Genomic DNA, 17,515 nt, shown 5'->3' with positions numbered 1-17,515 from the left:
CGAGCGCAAGGTGCCGGCCATTGTGCTGGCGTCGGCCGTGCACGGCGTGGACAAGGATGTGCGCGCGATCGCCGACCAGTTCGCCTCCTACGGCTATATCGCGGCTGCGCCGGATTTGTTCTGGCGCAGCGTTCCGGGCCCGCTCGGGCGCGACGACGATCGCACCCGCAGCCGCTCGCAGCCGCGGCTGGAGAAGATCAAGGCGGGCGAGGCCGACATGGCCGATACGCTGGCGGAAGTGAACAAGCTGCCGCGATACAACGGGCGCGCGGCGACCATGGGGTTCTGCTACGGCGGGCCGTATGCGATCCTGGGGCCGAAGCGCCTGGGCTACGCAGCCGGCATATCGTGCCATGGCACGCAACTGGGCGATTACATCGGCGAGCTCGAAGGCGTCGCCCAGCCGGTGTGCATCCTGTGGGGCGAGCTCGACCATGCCGCGCCGCCGGAGGTGCAGAAGATGTACAAGGCGGTGCCGGAACGAATGAAGAACGTGGAAGTTCACATCTTCCCCGGCGTGCTGCACGGCTACATGATGCCCGACGCCGTCAAGGCGTATCACAAGGAATCGCGCGAGTTCTCCATGCAGCGCGCGCTCTCGATTCTCGAAGGGTTGCGCGCCTAAAGGATGCTCTGAATTACCGTCATGCCCGCGGACGCGGGCATCCAGGACTGCTTGACCGAACTGGATTCTCGCGTCTGCGGGAATGACGACGTGCTGGTTCTTCAGAGATTCCTTAAGCGACTCATGCGGCGACCAACACGCAAGGAGCTCGCCGCGACGATGCACGATCCGCGCGCGTACTCGCCGCGCGCGACTCAAGGCGTAATACGAAGGTCGAACGCGCGGCGTAACGCATTGAAGCAACGCTGCAAGACGGTACTTGTCCGCTCTCGCAGCGTGCATTAGTCCTTGTCTCGCGCCGATCACCGGCGCAAGATCGCTCGGCGTCGCGGGATTCATCGAGGCAGCGGCCCGCAAGCATCGCTGGCCCATGTTTCGGCACTTCACGATCGCCGGCCGCATCGACGCAAGCGCCGCATATACCGACGTGTGCAGCAGAGTTCAGACCTTCGGCTAGGGGGGACGAACCGGTGGAGGGATCGCGATCCGCTATTGCGTTCACGGCCGCGCACGCTGCGTCGGACGATCTGCGGCATCTCAACCTGATCGGAGAATCGGCAGGGTTCCAGGAGGTGCTTCGCCTCGTGCGGCGGTTGTCGCAATGCGACGCGACGGTGCTCATCGAGGGTGAGACGGGAACGGGAAAAGAGCTGGTCGCACGCGCGCTTCATTACCTCGGCAACCGCCGAACCGCGCCCTTCATCGCGGTCAATTGCGGTGCGATTCCCGATTCTCTGGTGGAAAGCGAGTTCTTCGGTCATACCAGTGGCGCCTTCACCGACGCCAAGCAGGCGCGCGCGGGAGTGGTCGCGCAGGCGCAGGGCGGCACGCTCTTTCTCGACGAGGTCGATAGTCTCAGCGCGAGGTCGCAGGTTTCCCTGTTGCGCTTCCTGCAGGATTACGAGTACCGGCCGGTCGGCGGCAGCGCATCGAAGAGCGCCAATGTGCGCGTGGTGGCAGCGAGCAATGCCGACCTGGAGCAACTCGTCGCCGCGGGCTCGTACCGGCGCGATCTGCTGTATCGGCTGAACGTGTTGTCGGTGCACTTGCCGCCGCTGCGCGAGCGCGGCGACGACGTGAGGTTGCTGGCCGAGGCATTCTTGCGCCGCCTGAGCATCCGGCACGCGACGGCGCCGAGGACGTTGCACCCCGACACGCTCGCGTTCTTCCGCAGTCACCCGTGGCCGGGCAACGTGCGCGAGCTGGAAAACCTGATCCAGCGCGATTTCCTGCTCTCGGACGGCGATCAGATCCGGATCTCGGCCACCGCCGGCAGCGTGGCGGAGGTGTCGAACGGCGCATCGCAGCCCTTGACGAAGCACAGCTTCCAGCAGGCGAAGGCGCGAGCGATCGCGCAATTCGAGCGCGCGTACATCGGCGAGCTGCTGGAGCGCACGCGCGGCAACGTCAGCATGGCGGCGCGATTGTGCGGCAAGGAACGCAGCCGCCTGGGCAAGCTGCTGAAGAAATACGGACTCGATCGCGCCGACTTTTGCCGCGGTGGTTGATCGCGCCGCCGGTCCGATTCACGCGCATCGACGCCGCTCACGATCCATCCGCCGACTTGCGCGTGGCGGCGATCTATGACGGCCGCGTAGCGGGAGCCTGGAACATTGCGGCGGTCACTTCGAAACCAACGGGCGGCAAATCGAGCGTTCCGAGCCATTGCCGTTCCGGGCCGCTGTTCTGTTCCTCGAACGCCAGCGCGACGCTCAACACGTAAACACCGGCCCCGAGCGCCCAGCTCCGGCCACCGACTGCGACCAACGCCAGGGCGCGTTCCCGAGTCGGGATGGCGGCGGCACGGGTATCGATCCGCAGCCCGATGTAGGCCTCCGGTGGCACCATCGCCCAATGCGGGGCGGGCATCGGGCCGCTCGACGGAAAACCTGCCACCGGCACGGGCGTTCCCGCCGCATCGGAGAGCCGGGCATCGCACCGCGGTTGGCTGGTGAGCACGATCGATTCGAGGGCCTCGTTCTTCAGCTCGGCATGAATCGCGTGCCGCACACCGAGCTCGAGCGCCTCGAGCTCGATGACCAATCGTCCCGACAATCCGTTGGCCGGCTTCGACCAGTCTCCGCGAGAGCTGCCGGTGGCTGTTTGCGGCATGGTCGTCAGCCCGCTGGTGGCAGCGCGCGATGCGCGGCCTGCGGCTCGGCCGTATGCCCGCGCAGCGAATCGTGCCTCAACACGTGGTCCCGTCGATGCGACGGCAGAAGGGGCCTGCGCCGTTCTTCTCGATCGTCGCGTCGCAGAAGAACGTCGAAGTCGCGTGATGGTTCGCGGTGGCGAACGGTGTGAGAGGGCCGCCGGCGACGGTGAATTCCCAGGGTATCGCCCACAGGAAGTCCGACGTGCCGCAGGTCGGGAAGCCGAACAAGGTGCCCGTCGATGCGAGCTGACCCGTGGTGATATTGTCCACCGGAGGACTGACCGGCGTGCCAGTGGCCGCATTGCCGCCATGAGCGGGCCCGAAAATACTGACCGGATGCGCCAGGCCGGCAAACGGCGACTGGAAGCTTCCGGCCGGGGTCACGACGCTGGCTATCGTCCCTTCGCTGAATACGACGCCCTGGAACGAGACATCCCGCGGATCGAGGAACACGTTGGCCTGGAAGCCGGCACCCCAGGTTCCCGCAGGTACGGTTCCGGGGTTGGCAAAGCTTGGCGCCGTCCCCGGGACCTCGACCATGCGAACGCCATTCGGTTGGACGATGGAAATCGGATGCGCCGACACTACCGTCCCCGCCGTGGCGCCGGCCGCGACCCGGAGCTCCAGCCGGACACTACTGTCCGTCGCTGCTGGCGCGGTGTAGGTGGCCGTTCCGGCGGGCGTGACGCCTGCCAACGTCCCGCCGCCTGAAGCAAGATTCCACTCCAGCCCACCAAAATCGGCCGCCGGTCGAGGCGGGAGTGAAACGAAGTCGAGATTCACAGTTTCACCGACCCCGAAGCGCGTCGAACTGCGGCCCGCAAAGTTGTCCGCTGCGGTCAACGTTCCGGCGACGAGCGGAAGCGGAAAGATGCTCGCCGAGCTGCTGACGACCGCATGGCGATTCGCGGCTGCGCCAGCGCCGAAATCGGTCGACTCGCCGTGGGCGACCACTTCGATCCGGACCGCCGGGATGCCCAGGCGCAAAAGCTCGGCCCGCACCGCTTCGGCGCGATTGCACGACAAGGTCCAGTTCGGCTCTTGATCGCCGTCGGTGCTGGCGTAGCCGTGGATCAGGATATCGTCGGTGCCGCCGGCGAGCAGCCAGGCATCCCGGAACGTGGTCAGTTGCGCCGTATGTCCCGCGTCGATGGCGAACCCGCTCACGGAAAACACGATATCGGTGCCTGCCGGAGCGCCTGGGGTGAGGTCCGTGTCGCATGGAAATCCTTTTGGAATGAAGGCAGGATCGCCTGCGCGCTGAACGACATCGGCATTGCCCGAGTGGACCATTTCTCCGGCTGTAGCGCTCGAAGGCTCGTCTGTAAGCGCGGATCTCGGCGCGGCGCCCTGCTGCACCACGTGCGTCAGCTCGTGGGCGAGCAGCCGGCGGCCTTCGTACGTTTCCGGCGCGAACTGTCCCGGTGCGAACACGACATCTCGTCCCACCGTGTACGCCCGGGCCGCCACGTCGCGCGCCGAGCGTCCGGCGGCCGCGTCGGCGTGCACGCGCACGCCGGAGAAGTCGTGGCCGAAGCGGGATTCGAAGAAATTGCGCGCGTGCCCGGGCAGCGGTTGGCCGGCGGAGGCGAGAACGCTGCGTATCCCCGTGGACGCGCCCGCTGCGGAGTGGGCGTGGGCGCTCGCGGATTCAGCCTTGCCTTGCACCTGCAAGGGTTCTTCGTCGTCTTCGTGCTGCTGACAGGATCCGTCGCAGGCGCGCTGCAGGGTAGGCTGTGCATGCCTCGGTGCTGGTTGCGGGATCGGCATGCGCATGATGCGATCGGCCATGGCATCGGCCTCGCGCTCGAAAACATCGCCCGGCTCGCCGATCTTCAAGTCGGTCTTGGCCTGGCAGCGCGGACACCCACCGCCGCAGGCGCAGCGATCCGCGCTTGCCTGCAGGCCGATCGTTCCGGCAGGCGTGTGGTGATCGATCGTGGCATGCGCACGACCGGCGCGTTGCGGCGATCGCGAGGGGGCGTTTTCGACGGCGTGGGCGGCTGAGGTCAAGCCTGCGCTCCTTTCCATATTCGATTGCGCTCGCCGCGACGAGTTCGGCTCTTCATCGCGTCCTTTCCTCGTCGTCGGCCGCCCGCGGGCGCTTGATCAACGCGTTTTCTTGGCGGGCGTCTTGCGCCTCGGCCGGGTGCCGCCGGGCGTTGCCGGAGGCGTCCGCGCCAGGACTTGCTTCGCCATTTCGGTCAGCCGGTTGGCGGCGTCCCGGCTGCCGACGATCTCGGCCAGCTTGGCCGGATCCGCTTCGACGATGGCTTCCACGTCAGCCACACCCCCGTCCATGAGCCGCTTGCGGGTCTGGTCGTCGATGTCGAGCCGGTCGAGCGACGTGCGCACGCGCGGCGGCGTCGGTGGTTCTGGTGTCGGCGGTTGCGGTGCCGGTGGTTGCGGCGTCGGCGTCGGTGGTGCGGGTGGTGTTCCTGGACTCGGCGACACAGGTGGTGTCTCCGGACTCGGTGGCGTTCCCGGGGTTGGTGGTGCGGGTGGCGTTCCCGGGGTCGGCGGTGCGGGCGGCGTCCCCGGGGTCGGCGGTGCGGGCGGTGTGCCCGGGGTCGGCGGTGCGGGCGGTGTGTCCGGAGTTGGCGGCGTACGGCCGCCGAAGATCACGGTGCCGTCGATCGCGACCGATTTCGGCACGACGTGCACCGGCACGGTCAAGGTCACTTGCAGCGCCGCGTCGGGTGTGAACCTGAGGGCGGTCTTGTCGCGCAGGACCTCCTTGCCGGCAAGGTCGACCACGCGCGCAAACAGGTCGCCTTCCTTGTTCAGAACCGCCGTCTGTCTTTCGTCGTACGCGGCGCTGAAGAACCCGGAGGCGTCGGTGAGTCCGACGGTTTCCACCCGCGTGCCGTTCGCACGCGTGAGCTCGACCGAGTAGTCGGCCAGGCCCTGTCCGCGCTCGTTGATGAAACGCCCGCTGAAGGTGGCACCGCTTGCCGGCGTGTCCGGAACGGTCACGGCGACCGCCTCGGCGCTGGCCGCGAGCACCCGGTTCGTTTGCGCGCCGGCTTCGCCCTGCGTGCGCAAGGCAACCGTGACCGGATGATCGCTTCCATGCTTGACGGCTACGCGGGCGGCCTCGAACTGGTAAGCCTTCGTGGCCGCAACCTGCGTGGCGTTGATGGCGCTGACGGCAGTAGCCGCGCTTTGTTGCGCCACACCGACGAGATCCGCGCCAGTGAATGCGTCCTCGGGCAGCGTGCCGCCCAGTTGATCGGCATGGGTGCCGAGGACGCTCACGAGGAATTGTCCGACGCCCGCATTCTCTGCGAACAATCGCTGGCACTGCGCCAGATCGATGACCTGATTGGGCTCATCGACCGTGGGCAGCGCCGCCGCGCCCGCCTGGGGCAGCGCGACGATGCAATGATCGGCCTGGTTCAGGGTCGTCATGTTCATGCGCAGCGCCTGCGTGTACAGCGACAAAGTACGCTGCACATCCTCGCGAAAACGCGAAGCCGTGGCGCGCACGCTGTCGGCCAGCAGCATCGCATTGGCGAAGAACGGATCGCTTCGATACACCGACGAGGTGTTGGAGGCGTAGCCCAGATCGTCGACGGCGATCAGCATCTGCGAGGTCATCGAGCGGTTGCCGATGCCGAGCCGCACGTAGTTGTCGTCGAACAGCGTCTCTCCACCCGGCAGTGCCCGTTCGGCAAGGATGGCGTAGGCTCGGCCGGCGGCGAAGTCCGATGCCTGTCCCAGATAACCGCCGAAGCGGCGCGCGAGCAGGCGGTGAATGCCGCCCAGATTGTAGATGAGCGCCCCGCCGACGGCGGTATCGAAGAAACCGAGCAGGCCGGTGAATTCGCTGTTGAGATGATTGTTGGCGACCGACACCGGGCCGAATGCGAACGCCGTCAGCGCGCGTCCGGCCGGCTGGTCGACGCGGTTGTCGTGCACGCGCAGTGCCGCGTTGCGTCCGCTGGACGTGGATAGCCGCGTGGTGATCGCACCGGCGAACCGGACATAGATGCCGCCGCGAATGCCCGCGCGGCGGTTGCGCTCGAAGTCGGTGGTGGTCGCGCCATTGGCCGCGAGCACGTTGTCGGTGACTTCGATGTTGTCGCCGTAGCCCACGAACACGCCGCACACGGGATCGACCGCGCGCGGTCCGTTCTCGTAGATATGGTTGCCCGCAACGACTGCGGCCTCGACGATCGCGAGCGAGATGCCACCGCGGCCAATGAATTGCGCGTCCTCCAGCATCGCTTCGGTGAACGGGTTGCGCAGGTTGTGGTGCAGGCGGTTTTCGCGGATCACCAGGTCGCGCACCGGGTCGGTCGCGCGCAGCAGCGGCACGAGCGATAACGTCAGCAGGAACGCGTCGATGTAGGCGAGCAGCGCCGCTCGCGGATTGTTGGCCGGGATCGCGCGGGTGGGACCGCGCACGCTGGCGCCTGCGCGCGGCGCGAAACCCACGCCGGACAGACCCATCATTGCGATGTCGTTCGCCTCGATAGTGATCTCGTGCAGGAAACCGCGCGTGGTAACGCGATCGCGCAGGCCCAGCGTGACCGCATTGACCAGCACGCCTTCGTCCCGCGCTTCGGTCACGCGCACGACACGGTATTGCGGCGATACGTCGAGCGTGTAGTTACCCGGTGCGGCTTTCACGCTCGCCATGCCTTGGGTATCGGTGCGATCGGCGGCGGCCGCCTCAGCTTCCAGGTATACGTCGACCTCGGGCAGCGGTCGGCCTTGCTCGTCCTGCACCAGCGCGAGGAACTGGCCGTTGGACGTCACATTGACGCTGGCGGGCGCCGCGATGTCGACGTCAACGGCCACCCCGGGCGTTTCGGGGGTGGGCCGCGGCGGCGCGTCCGTCGCGTCGAGATCTCCACCCAGCGTGATGCCGTTGCCGGCGCCGCCAGCGATCTGATTCTCCAGGATGCGTACCCGCTCCGATCCGGCCCGAACATGGATGCCGCCGAGCGCGCGGTAAGGCTGCCTCGGTACCAGCTGCGCGACCAGGAATCGCCACGCGCCAACCGCGTACTGGATGATGAGGTCGGGATGCAGATAGAGAATCTCGGGCCGCGCGCAGGGATCGGCCGGATCCGTCGTCGGGTCATCGCTCGGCTCTTCCGGCTCGTCCGGCGTCGTGTCGATGAAGGGCAACAGCAGCAGCGTGTTGCGTTCGACCAGCGCGTCGTCGGCGGCGAGCGAGACGGTGGCGCGCCCGTCGACGGTATCGAGCAGGTGCAGCCGGTTGTTCGCGACGACGAGCTCCGCGGCGTTGGTCGCGCGGATCGCGTTGCTGCGCGCGACCATGCGATTGTCGTGGATGCGCAAGTCCTTGCAGGCGTCCTCGCTCGATCCGTCGATGCGCACCGCGATGCCGTCGTAGGTGACGAGATCGAGCTCGCACACTTCGATTCCCGTGCAGTCGACGAAATGCAGGATGGGCTGCGCGCGCGTCTCGGTGCGCGGCAGCACGAGCGAGCGCCAGCGGCAGCCGTGGATCTTCACGTTGCTGCGTCCTTCCAGGCGCAGGTTGGCACGATGCACGCCGGGCAGCAGGCACAGCTCACCGCCGGCCGCCGGCAGGTGCGCGGCGGCAACCTCGAGCGAGTTGAAGTCGCCGAAGCTCGACACACCGTCCCCGATCAGGAACGTGCAGCAGGTCTTCTGGTTGGTGAGCGGACGGAAGCGCTTGCGGCAATCTTCGATGGTGCCCGAGATCTCGGTGTTGCGCCGGCCCGTCCAGTCGATCTCGGCGAGCGGCACGCGGTGATAGACGATCCCCACCGGCGGCGCGTCGTCGATCAGGACGTCGGGATTGGCGATCTCGCCGGCGCGCACGGTGAAATTCCAGTAATCGCCGGGGTTGAACAGGCCGGCGGCCGGCGTCTGGAACGCGAGCCGGATCCCGTCGCGCAGCTCGACCGGATCGGCCGCGTTCGTGTAATCGGCGATGTCGGCGATCCCGTTCCACAGACGGAAGAACACCGGCTCGGTGGTGGACGGAATGGCGCCGAAGCTCGCCGGCGAGGCGAGCTCGAGGTCGTGATCGGTGTTGAGCGTGGCCATCGTGCCGTAGACGACGACCCAGGCCCCGACCAGCGGATCGTATTGCAGCGCCTCGAGATAGAACTCGGTGAGCCCGGAATTGACGATCGCTGCGCGCCCGGCATCGAGCACGACGCGATCCGGATCGGTGGTGGCATCGAAGCGGCCGCGACCCACCAGGCCGCCGTTCCATTGGCTCCACTTGAAGCGTGCCGGTGCATTCGGCGGCGTGTGCGCGACCTCGATGCGATAGAGGCAATGCTCGAACCCGGTATAGCCGCCGCCGCCGACCACGGGGCAATCGCCCGCGATCGCAACGACCGGGGCGAGCGATACCGTGAGCCGGCCCTTGGACGACGGATCGTCGCGCAGCCGCCCGATGATCGTGCTGCAATCCTCGCCGCGCGCCAGGCGCAGCAGCCGGATGCGGAAGTTGACGAAGGCACGTTCGGTGGTATCGGGGCCACCCAGGGCCGGTTCGATCAGGCGCTCGGGATACTGGAAGCCGTGCACCGATTCTTCCGACACTTCCAGAACGACCGCGTCGCGTACGCCGTCGTCGATCTGATCCGGTGTCGGTATCGGATCCGACAGCGGTGGACCGAAATAGGCGGCGAGCCGCTCCACCGGCGCTTGCGGATCGGGCGGATCGCCGGCGAGGCGCGTGAGAATTCCGTCGGCCCAGGCGCGTCCGGGTCGCAGCCGCACATGCACCGCGCCGTCGACCACCGCGGCCGACTCGACGCGGAAGCCCTCGGGTTCCGCCGCCGGCACGGCGCACACGCCCGCGCCGATGATGTCGCGCCCGGCCTGGCCGTTCCAGGCGAGCTCCTGCAGCTCGCCTTCGGTGAAATCCTTGTCGGTGGACACGCGGCCCTGCTGGTGCAGCACGCCGCTCAAGTTGCGCAGCACGCCGTCGGCCGGCCGATCAACCGCACGTTCATGCTGATGCGGATCGAAGTTCAGTACCGAGAAATCGCCTTGCATAGCGTGTCCCCTGTCATGTCACGGGCACGACCAGCGCTCGCACGCCGACCGGCATGAACTCGCGCAACCGCACCTGCAGATTGGTCCACTTGTGCGCCTCGAGCAGGAAGCCGAAAGCCCCCATCGCGTCGTCATCCGGTCCGAGCTCGCGCACCCGGCGATCGGTCTCGCGCGCGAGCTGTGCATAGCCGGGGTCGTTGAAGCGCTCGGCGGTGAAGACGATGCGCGCATCGGGCGCGTGCACGCAGAAATGGTTCGGCGGCAGCCGATCGGCATCGGCGCTGAACGCGCTCCACTTGATGCAGCCGTGCTGGTTGTCGAGCACTTCGAAGCGCTGCGTGAAGATGCCGCCCAGCCCGCCGACCGCCGCCACGCGCACGGGCCCGAAGCAGGTCAGGCCGTCGAAATCGAGCGACGCGCCCCAGTCGTTCACGGGGTCGGTTGCCGCGGCGATGGCGAACACGCCGCTCGGTGCATCGTCGAATCCCAACCCCGCATCGACGATGCTGTCCTCGATGTCGATCCGGTAGCGTTCGTCCACGGCGAGCGAGCCGGTGATGGAACGCTGCAGCACGATGTCGGGCGTTGGGACGAAGTCGGCTTCCTCGTTCGCATCGGTAAAGCCGTAGCCGTCGAGCAGACGCAATGCCAGTTGCATGGGCGCGCGCGAACCGTCGCGCAGGCTGTGCCCGCCCGGTGCCAGCGTGCAGCCGACGATCTCGAGCCGCGCCACCGCCGCGCGATCGATCAGCGCCGAAGCGGCGGGGAAGGGAACGGCCTCGTCGGGCGCGAGGTACAAACCTTCCAGCCGCACCTGCGGCTGATCCGGCGTCGCTGCGCCCGCGGACACCGGCCGCAGCGATAGCGGCTGCGCCAGCAGCAGGATCGGACGGTGGCCGCTCGCCGCACGAATCGTGAGCGACTGGGCGAGGCGCAGGGAAACGGTGCCGTCGATCGCGGTGCCGGGCAACGCCGAGAGGTCGATGCGATGGACGAGGCTGTCCTGGATCTCGATCACGACCGGTTCGGTCGCGATGGCAAGCCCGTTCAGTGCGGCCTGCAGCGTGATGCCACCGGCAACGTCGCCGACCTGGCGCAGGTCGATATCGCTCCCGGGCTCGGCCGGTGTGCGGGCGACGGGATGCGCGCCCACCGGCCCGACTGCACCATACGTGAGACTCACGAACATGCGCGATAGCGGTGTGCCGTTGTCCAGCACGATCAGCTCATCGGCCTGCGCCGCGGTATCGAGCCCGAAGAGGACGCGGCCCATGTCCGGATCGATGACGATCTCGCCGCTGGCGAGCGGCCGGCGCAGCCCCGTTTCCCAGGCGCACAGATTGTCGCCGCGGAAACGCCAGCGCCATTCGGTCTGCGGCGCCGGGGGAACCAGCAGCGGTTCGAGCGTCTGCGGCATGAACAGCGTCAGTCCGACGTCGCCGAGATCGAAGCCGGTTGCGGGCGTGGCGGTCGGATCGAAGAAGTCGACGGCGACGTACGCCTCCGGATGGCCCGCGGGGGTGTCGCTCGTGATGCGCGCATCGAGCATGGGCCCGGGAACGGCGTCCGGCTCGGTCAAAGGCGAGACCACGCCACCCGAGATGCCAGGGCGCAGGAACCCGGGGCGTCCAGTGTTGAACAGGCGCACTGGAATATCGAGCGGATGCAGATCGAAGCGCAGCGCGAACTGCGCGAGACCCGCAGGCTGCGGACCGAGATCGATGGCTCCCTTGGCGAGCGGCAGCACGCGCGGCAGCCGATAGGCCGCAAGCCGCCACAGGAAGATCGCGAGATTCGGCAGGTTGATGTGCCGCACGTCGTCGAGCGCAGGCTTCACGTCCGCCGTGTAGGCGAAGGTGTCGAACGGCGTGCCGAGGAGCGCGAGCGCGGCCGGATCGCGGATCGGCGCCGTGCCGCCGCGCGGTATGTCGAAGCGCGTCAGCGCCATATTCCCATACGGCGGCTCTCCGCCCGCATCCGGGCGCTGATGATTCAGGTGCTGTGTCCAGCCCAGGTTCTCGCGCAATTCAACGCTTCGGCAGGTCCAACCGGTGAGGTTGACGGCCAGGCGCTCGATGGCGCCCAGCGTGCCCTTGCGCCGGCGCAGCGCGATGGTGTCGGCGACATCGGCGCGCAAGGTGCGCGGATCGCCTTTGAGGTGCGTGGTGCCGAGCAGATCCGCGAGGTAGGGAATGACCCAGTCGTCGCAGGTGTCGATGAAGTGGTCTTCGTAGAGCTGGCCGACGTTCTGATGCAGGGCCGAGAACGTGCTTTCGATCGCGGCCAGGTAGGCGCGCAGTTGATTCGCGGGCGTCTGTTCCGCATCGCGCGTGCGATAGATTTCGGGCAGGCGCTCGAACAGCGGGACCGTGTGCCGGGCGTTCATGCGCATTCTCCCGCGGACGGCTCGGCCACTGAGCTCAGGGTGAGATGCTGCGTAGCGAGCTGCAGCAGCTCATGCGCGCTGCACGGCAGGACGAGCGCCGCCGATCGGGGCGCGGCGGGCAGCACGAGCATCGCCGGATCGACCACGCCGGAACCGAAGCGGCCAAGCGCGGTGACCTTGCACCAGAGCACGCCGGCCACGTTCTGCAGGCGGCCTTCGATGCGGCTCGCATACTCCCGATCGCCCAGCCGGCGCGCGCGAAGGCCGAACAGGCCGCTGCGCTCGGTGGCCGGATCGCCCGCAAGGCCGAGCGCGGCCCGCAGATCGCGCTCCACGTCTTCCTGCCGATAGGTCGGGTCGCGCGCATAGGCGAGATCGAGGAAGACGTAGCGCAACAAGGCCTGCTGCACGACCAGCGGGAAGCGATCGGGGCCCCGGCAGCGCTGTGCATGCGCGAGTGTGGCGCGCACTTCGGCGAACTCCGCTTCGCGTCCGGCTTCCAGCAGCACGCGCAGGATGACGGCGGGCACGCCGGCGTGCAGGTCCCAGGCAGCAGCGGCGGTGACCACCCCCGGGACGCCGAGCGTCTCGGTCTCGTAGTCTCGGATGCTGACGAGCCGCCCCAGGCTCTGTACCTTGCCGGGCGCTGCCTCGCGCGCTTTTTCGCCGTCCTCGGGCTGCGCGCCGCCGGACACGATGCCGGCGAGCGAGACCTTGTCGAACCCTGGCGGGCGTTGCGCGGCTGTGGGTGTCGTATCGGGCTTGACCGCACCATGCGCGCCGACGCCGCTGCGATAGACGGCAATGACGTTCTTGATCCCTGATGGCAGGCGCGCGCCGGTTTCGCCGTCGCCGAACTGCACGAAGCTGCGGCCCTCGGCGTCCTCGCGCACGATGTAGATCGTTTCCTCGGCGCCATGACCGTAGAACGCATCGACCCGCGTCCAGAGCCGGCCGCCGACCCAGATCTCGAGCTCGGGTGTGTGCGGCGGCACGGCCGCCGAAGACAGGAAATAGGTGAGCGGCGACTTGGGCAGCGGAAACGTTTGCCACATCTGGCGGCTGTCGCCGTTGCCGAGCGTCGCCTCGCGCTCGGCCTTGCCTTGCGAGGCATCCACGAGGTTGCCGAATACGGTCACCGTCGGCGCGGCCTCGTCGAAGTCGGCGCGTACGAACGGCGCCGGCGAACGATCGAAGCTCAAGGGCCACATCTTCGGCGCATCGGGTGCGGCGGAAACGAAATCGGTTGCGGCGTTGGTGCAGCCCAGCTCGACGCTGCGGCCGTCGTCGTGCAGGAGATAGAGCTTCCGGTCCGCCAGTGCCTGCGCTTGCCGCGCGCTGCCGAAGAAGTACAGCGCGTGGGTGCCGTTGGCGAAGGCGCCGCCAGGCGGATTGGAGACCGGCTTCAATGCGAGCGGCGGGCTGGTGACTTCGTGGATGCGGTAGTCGCGCACGTCGGCCACCGGCCAGGGATCGATCTCGTGCTTGATCAGGGCCTCGTCTAGCGTGATGAACGTGGCCGGTCCGGTCAGGTTGCCGAATGCACAGGTACTGGCGCGGATGGAGCGGATGCTGCGCACCACGCTTAAGCCGAGCTTGGTATCTCCCGAGGTCGCGGCCACTTGGGTCTCGATGATAAGCAGTGCGCCGGCGGACAAGTCGGGCACTTCCTGATCGAGCGGAATCGACTCGGGCAGCAACGTGCTGGGCACCGAGATGCTGGGATGGCCGCACTCGACATGAGGGTGGCGATCGTATTGCGTCGTCGATTCCCGCGCGCCGGTAATCGTGCTGCCGTTCAAGACGTTGGTGATGGTTTTTGGCGGGGCGTTGTGACCGAAGTGACGGAAGCTGCGATTGATCCGGTATGCGGCCACGGGCTGATTCCAGGCGTTCAGCAGCGGCGGATCGAATTCGATCAGCGTGCGATCGAGCAGCCGCGTTACGGTCTTGACCTTCACCACCTGCGGCGCATCCTGTTCGGTCAGCGTCGATCCCGTGCTGGTCCAGGAGGGCTCGTCGGGCAGCAGCATGAGCCGATCGCCGGGCTTCAACTCGAAGCCGATCGCCGGACTCGCCAGCTCGAACGCTTTAGCGCCCGCGGCCAATGTGGGCGCATAGTGGCGAGCGCGATAGAGATGGAAGCGGCCGAGGTGCGGCCATGCGATGAGCTCGGCATCGGTCTGGAAGTCCGCCGGGACGTCCAACGCCTCGAGCTCGGCCTTGACCGCGAAGCCCTCCGGGATCGTGACGGCCTTGTCGCCGCGTGCCTCGAAGGCCAGCGTCGCCCGCCCGCCGATGCCGGGCGCGAGCCGATAGCCCGTGAGCCGCACCAGCTCGGCGACACTTTCGCGCCAGGCGGCGGTGCGCAGGTACGCCTCGTTCGCGTAATGTTCCTGGTAGAACGTGAGGATGTCGCCGAGGAGCGCGGCGCCTTGCAGCAGCGCAATGCCAGGATCGTCCGCATCGCGGTGGGTCCAGGCGATCAGCTCGGGCGCGGCATCGATTCCGCGCATCATCGCTTCGACGAAATCGGCGTAGCGGCCGATCCGGTAGGCGATGCGCGGCAGTCCCGGCCGGTTCTCCACCCGCTTGGGGAAGACGAAGGGATCGGTGATGAGCGGATTGCAGGCCATCGTGGGTTCCTATTGGCACGGCGTAAGCGGCCGACAAGCCGCTGCACGCAATGCGCTCCCCTCTCCCTCCGGGAGAGGGGCTGGGGGTGAGGGAGCGAGCGTGCGTGCGATAGCCATCTCAGGAAGCTCGCTATTGCCGGCCACCCTGGATCTCGAAGCGGATCAGCCCGCGTTCGAGGTGATCGGGGTCGTTGGCGAGCAGCACGATCTCGTCGAAACCCATTTCGAGCATTTCCGCGCCCGGCACGCCCGGCTGCGGCGCGGAGAAGCGCTTCATCGTGATGCTCACCACGTGCGCGATTCCAGCGATGCGGTGGATGCGTCCCTCGATCGTGCTCCGGTGCAGCGCCTGGCCGAAGCTGTGCTCGTCGGGATGGAAGAAGCCGCGGCGGCCGTCCGAGGTCCAGGTGTCGGAGAATTCCTGCTCGAGCACGAAACGCAAATCCTCGCGCCAGTACTGCGGATGCGCGCACACGACGATGTGGATCTCGAGCGGCACGTAGCGCGGTGGGCGCAGCTCCAGGTCTTCGCCGATCAACCGCACGGCCTCCAGGTGGTCGGCAATGCGCACGCGCAATTCGTCCCACAACGCTCTAGAGCGGTCATCGCCGAGCGCGACGAATCCCAGCGGATCGATGACGATGCGCACCGTGCGCCAGCTGCCGGTCCACGCATAGCGCGCGACCGCGCGCGCGACGCCGGTGACTTCCTCCGCCCGCTTCACGTAGTCGGCCAGCGTCACGGCCCGCAACTGGCGCGCGCGAAACGCCTCGGGCGCATTGCGCCGAATGCGCTCGGCCGTTTCGGGATCGCGCCCGTCGGTCACGTCGAACGGATTCGTCACGGCCGTCACGGCGCCCATGATCGCGCCGGTCAGCGGCGCGATGTTGACGAGCTGATCGGCGCCGATGTTGCCGGCATGGTCGCCGCCGATCTGATACTCGGCGTGCACGATCGAACCCGCAGGCAGGAGCCGCCCGTTGCTGCCATTGCCGAATCGCAGCACGCTCGAACGCCGCTCGTCGGTTTCGACCATGTAGTGATCGCCGTTCTCGGACGAATCGTCGCTGTGCACCAGGCTCTCGACCTCGTCCCAGGTCTCGCGCGCGCCACCGGGCGGTTCGACTTGCAGCCACAAGGTCGAGCGCGCCGGCTCTTCGCCGCTCGGTGTGGCGGGATTGCGCGGCGGCAGGTAGGCGAGCGGTCCGTCGTCGGGAAGCTCGGCCAGCACCCAGTCGCGGCCGTTGCCATGGCGGTCCATGCGCTCGTAGTAGCGCTGCTTCACCGTGTCGGTCTCGGTCGGCAGCACGCTGCCCGGCTCGTGGAAGTGCGCTTCGAGCGGGCGGCCGGCGTAGGCCGGCACGAGGTTGCCGTAGAAGATCGACACGTCTTCGACCGTAGTCGGCGGTGGACCGGGGCAGAAAGTCGTGAAGCTGTAATCGAAGCGCAGCGCGTCGTCGTCGCGCCAGTGCACCCGCACGACCCAGGTGCTCGTCACCGGATCGAACACCGATTCGGCGCCGCCCCGATCGACGTCATCGCCGGGGACGAGACGCAGTAATTGGCGCTTGGCGCGGTTGCGGCCGGGCTGGCTGCCGGTCAGCGGATTGAGCAGCTCCGCGATCAGCATCTCGCGCCAGGCGCCGCTTCGAACCAGGTCGCGCAGCGCGTCGGCATCTGCCTGCGCAGCGAGGCCCGCGGGCGGTGCGATGTCCGCGCTGATGCTGCCTGCGGCCAGTGCAGGCTGGGCGTTGCGCCAGGTGTGCAGGCGCAGGCGGTTCAACAGCGGGTCCAGCCGCTGCCGCTCGCCTGCTTCCAGCCGGCGCTGGCGGCTGGCGAAGAAAACGGCATCGTCTTGCGCCGGATCGGTGCCGGTCCAGACCACCAGCTCCTGGTCGTCGAGCGTGAACGGCGCTTGGCCGGCGACCACGTCGAGCGCGAGCCAGGTGCTCGCCTGGTTGCCTTCGTGCAGATGGTAGTCGACCAGCCGCGCGTGGCGGGCGAGCGTGACGCGTTTGCGCGCGGTGCCGAAGTAGGCTTCCGCCATCACGCGGTCCTGAAAGTCGGAGACCTCGTCGGCGGCGGCGGCGAACAGATCGATCAGCACCTGGTCGTGATCGGCCTCGCTGGTGCTCGCCCAGCCCGGGACGCGCTCGGCCATCGCCACCATGAGCGTGTGGCGGAACGAGTCGTAGTCCTTGGCGAGGTAGTCGATCTGCGGATTCGGTGCGGGCGGACGTCCGGGCTGCACCGGTGCGCAATCGTTGGTGAAGCAGCCGGGGCGGAACTTGAAGCCGATGCTGCTGAAAAACGGATCGATCAGGCTCGCATCCCACACGAGCTCCAGCGTGTAGGTGGAATAGTCGCCCACGGGCTCGACCCGCAGCGACGCGCGCGTGGCATCGATGCCGGCAACCGCGGTGACGTGAACCTGGCCGGTTGCGTTGCCGGCCACGATGCGCGTGCCGCCGCGAATGCGAAACACCTGGCGCGCGCGCACCGGGTCGGCGCCGATATCGGCCAGGATCGCCGCGACGTGCAGCCCGTTGTAGAAGTGAAGCTCGATGTCGGCGTGATCGGGGTTCGGTCCGGCGGGCAGCGACACGAGCGCAAGCTCGAGCCCGTCGAGCCCATGGTCGGCCAGCACGTCGGCGCGATCGTCGACGAAATCGGGAAAGGTGATGGCGGCCATGACG

Annotated in this window: 7 protein-coding genes and 1 pseudogene; 2 read left to right on the top strand and 6 right to left on the bottom strand. The window is 67.8% G+C overall.

Features of this window, described 5'->3' with window-relative positions; all coding sequences use genetic code 11:
• Positions 1-625, top strand: a 625-nt coding sequence (locus tag GEV05_21145; protein ID MPZ45843.1) for a hypothetical protein, incomplete at its 5' end; no start/stop codon positions are given.
• A 527-nt stretch (positions 626-1,152) separates the two neighbouring features.
• Positions 1,153-2,133: an AAA family ATPase gene (locus GEV05_21140; GenBank protein ID MPZ45842.1), complete on the top strand. Its 981-nt coding sequence runs from the start codon at positions 1,153-1,155 to the stop codon at positions 2,131-2,133.
• 73 nt (positions 2,134-2,206) lie between these two features.
• Here the strand turns inward: GEV05_21140 and GEV05_21135 are convergent, their stop codons facing one another.
• The 6 genes and pseudogenes from GEV05_21135 to GEV05_21110 all read right to left on the bottom strand — a co-directional run bounded on the left by GEV05_21135 (position 2,207) and on the right by GEV05_21110 (position 17,511).
• Positions 2,207-2,737: a hypothetical protein gene (locus tag GEV05_21135; protein ID MPZ45841.1), complete on the bottom strand. Its 531-nt coding sequence runs from the start codon at positions 2,735-2,737 to the stop codon at positions 2,207-2,209.
• Between the two features lie 76 nt (positions 2,738-2,813).
• A complete protein-coding gene (locus GEV05_21130; protein ID MPZ45840.1) occupies positions 2,814-4,793 on the bottom strand; it encodes a DUF4157 domain-containing protein in 1,980 nt (659 codons plus the stop codon).
• Positions 4,794-5,138: 345 nt separating this feature from the next.
• Positions 5,139-5,387: pseudogene (locus GEV05_21125) on the bottom strand (isocitrate dehydrogenase (NADP(+))).
• Between the two features lie 4,423 nt (positions 5,388-9,810).
• A complete protein-coding gene (locus tag GEV05_21120; protein MPZ45839.1) occupies positions 9,811-12,183 on the bottom strand; it encodes a hypothetical protein in 2,373 nt (790 codons plus the stop codon).
• Positions 12,180-14,819, bottom strand: coding sequence for a hypothetical protein (locus tag GEV05_21115; GenBank protein MPZ45838.1), 2,640 nt, complete (start codon positions 14,817-14,819; stop codon positions 12,180-12,182). The genes GEV05_21120 and GEV05_21115 overlap by 4 nt, the downstream gene beginning before the upstream one ends.
• 130 nt (positions 14,820-14,949) lie before the next feature.
• The gene (locus GEV05_21110) at positions 14,950-17,511 is read right to left on the bottom strand and encodes a hypothetical protein (protein ID MPZ45837.1); all 2,562 of its coding nucleotides are present in this window, start codon (positions 17,509-17,511) and stop codon (positions 14,950-14,952) included.
• Positions 17,512-17,515 lie beyond the last annotated feature (4 nt).

Source organism: Betaproteobacteria bacterium (genome assembly GCA_009377585.1).
In the GTDB taxonomy this organism is placed as follows: domain Bacteria; phylum Pseudomonadota; class Gammaproteobacteria; order Burkholderiales; family WYBJ01; genus WYBJ01.
Note: the sequence above shows the minus strand (reverse complement) of the source record. Positions and strands in the feature narration are given on the sequence as shown.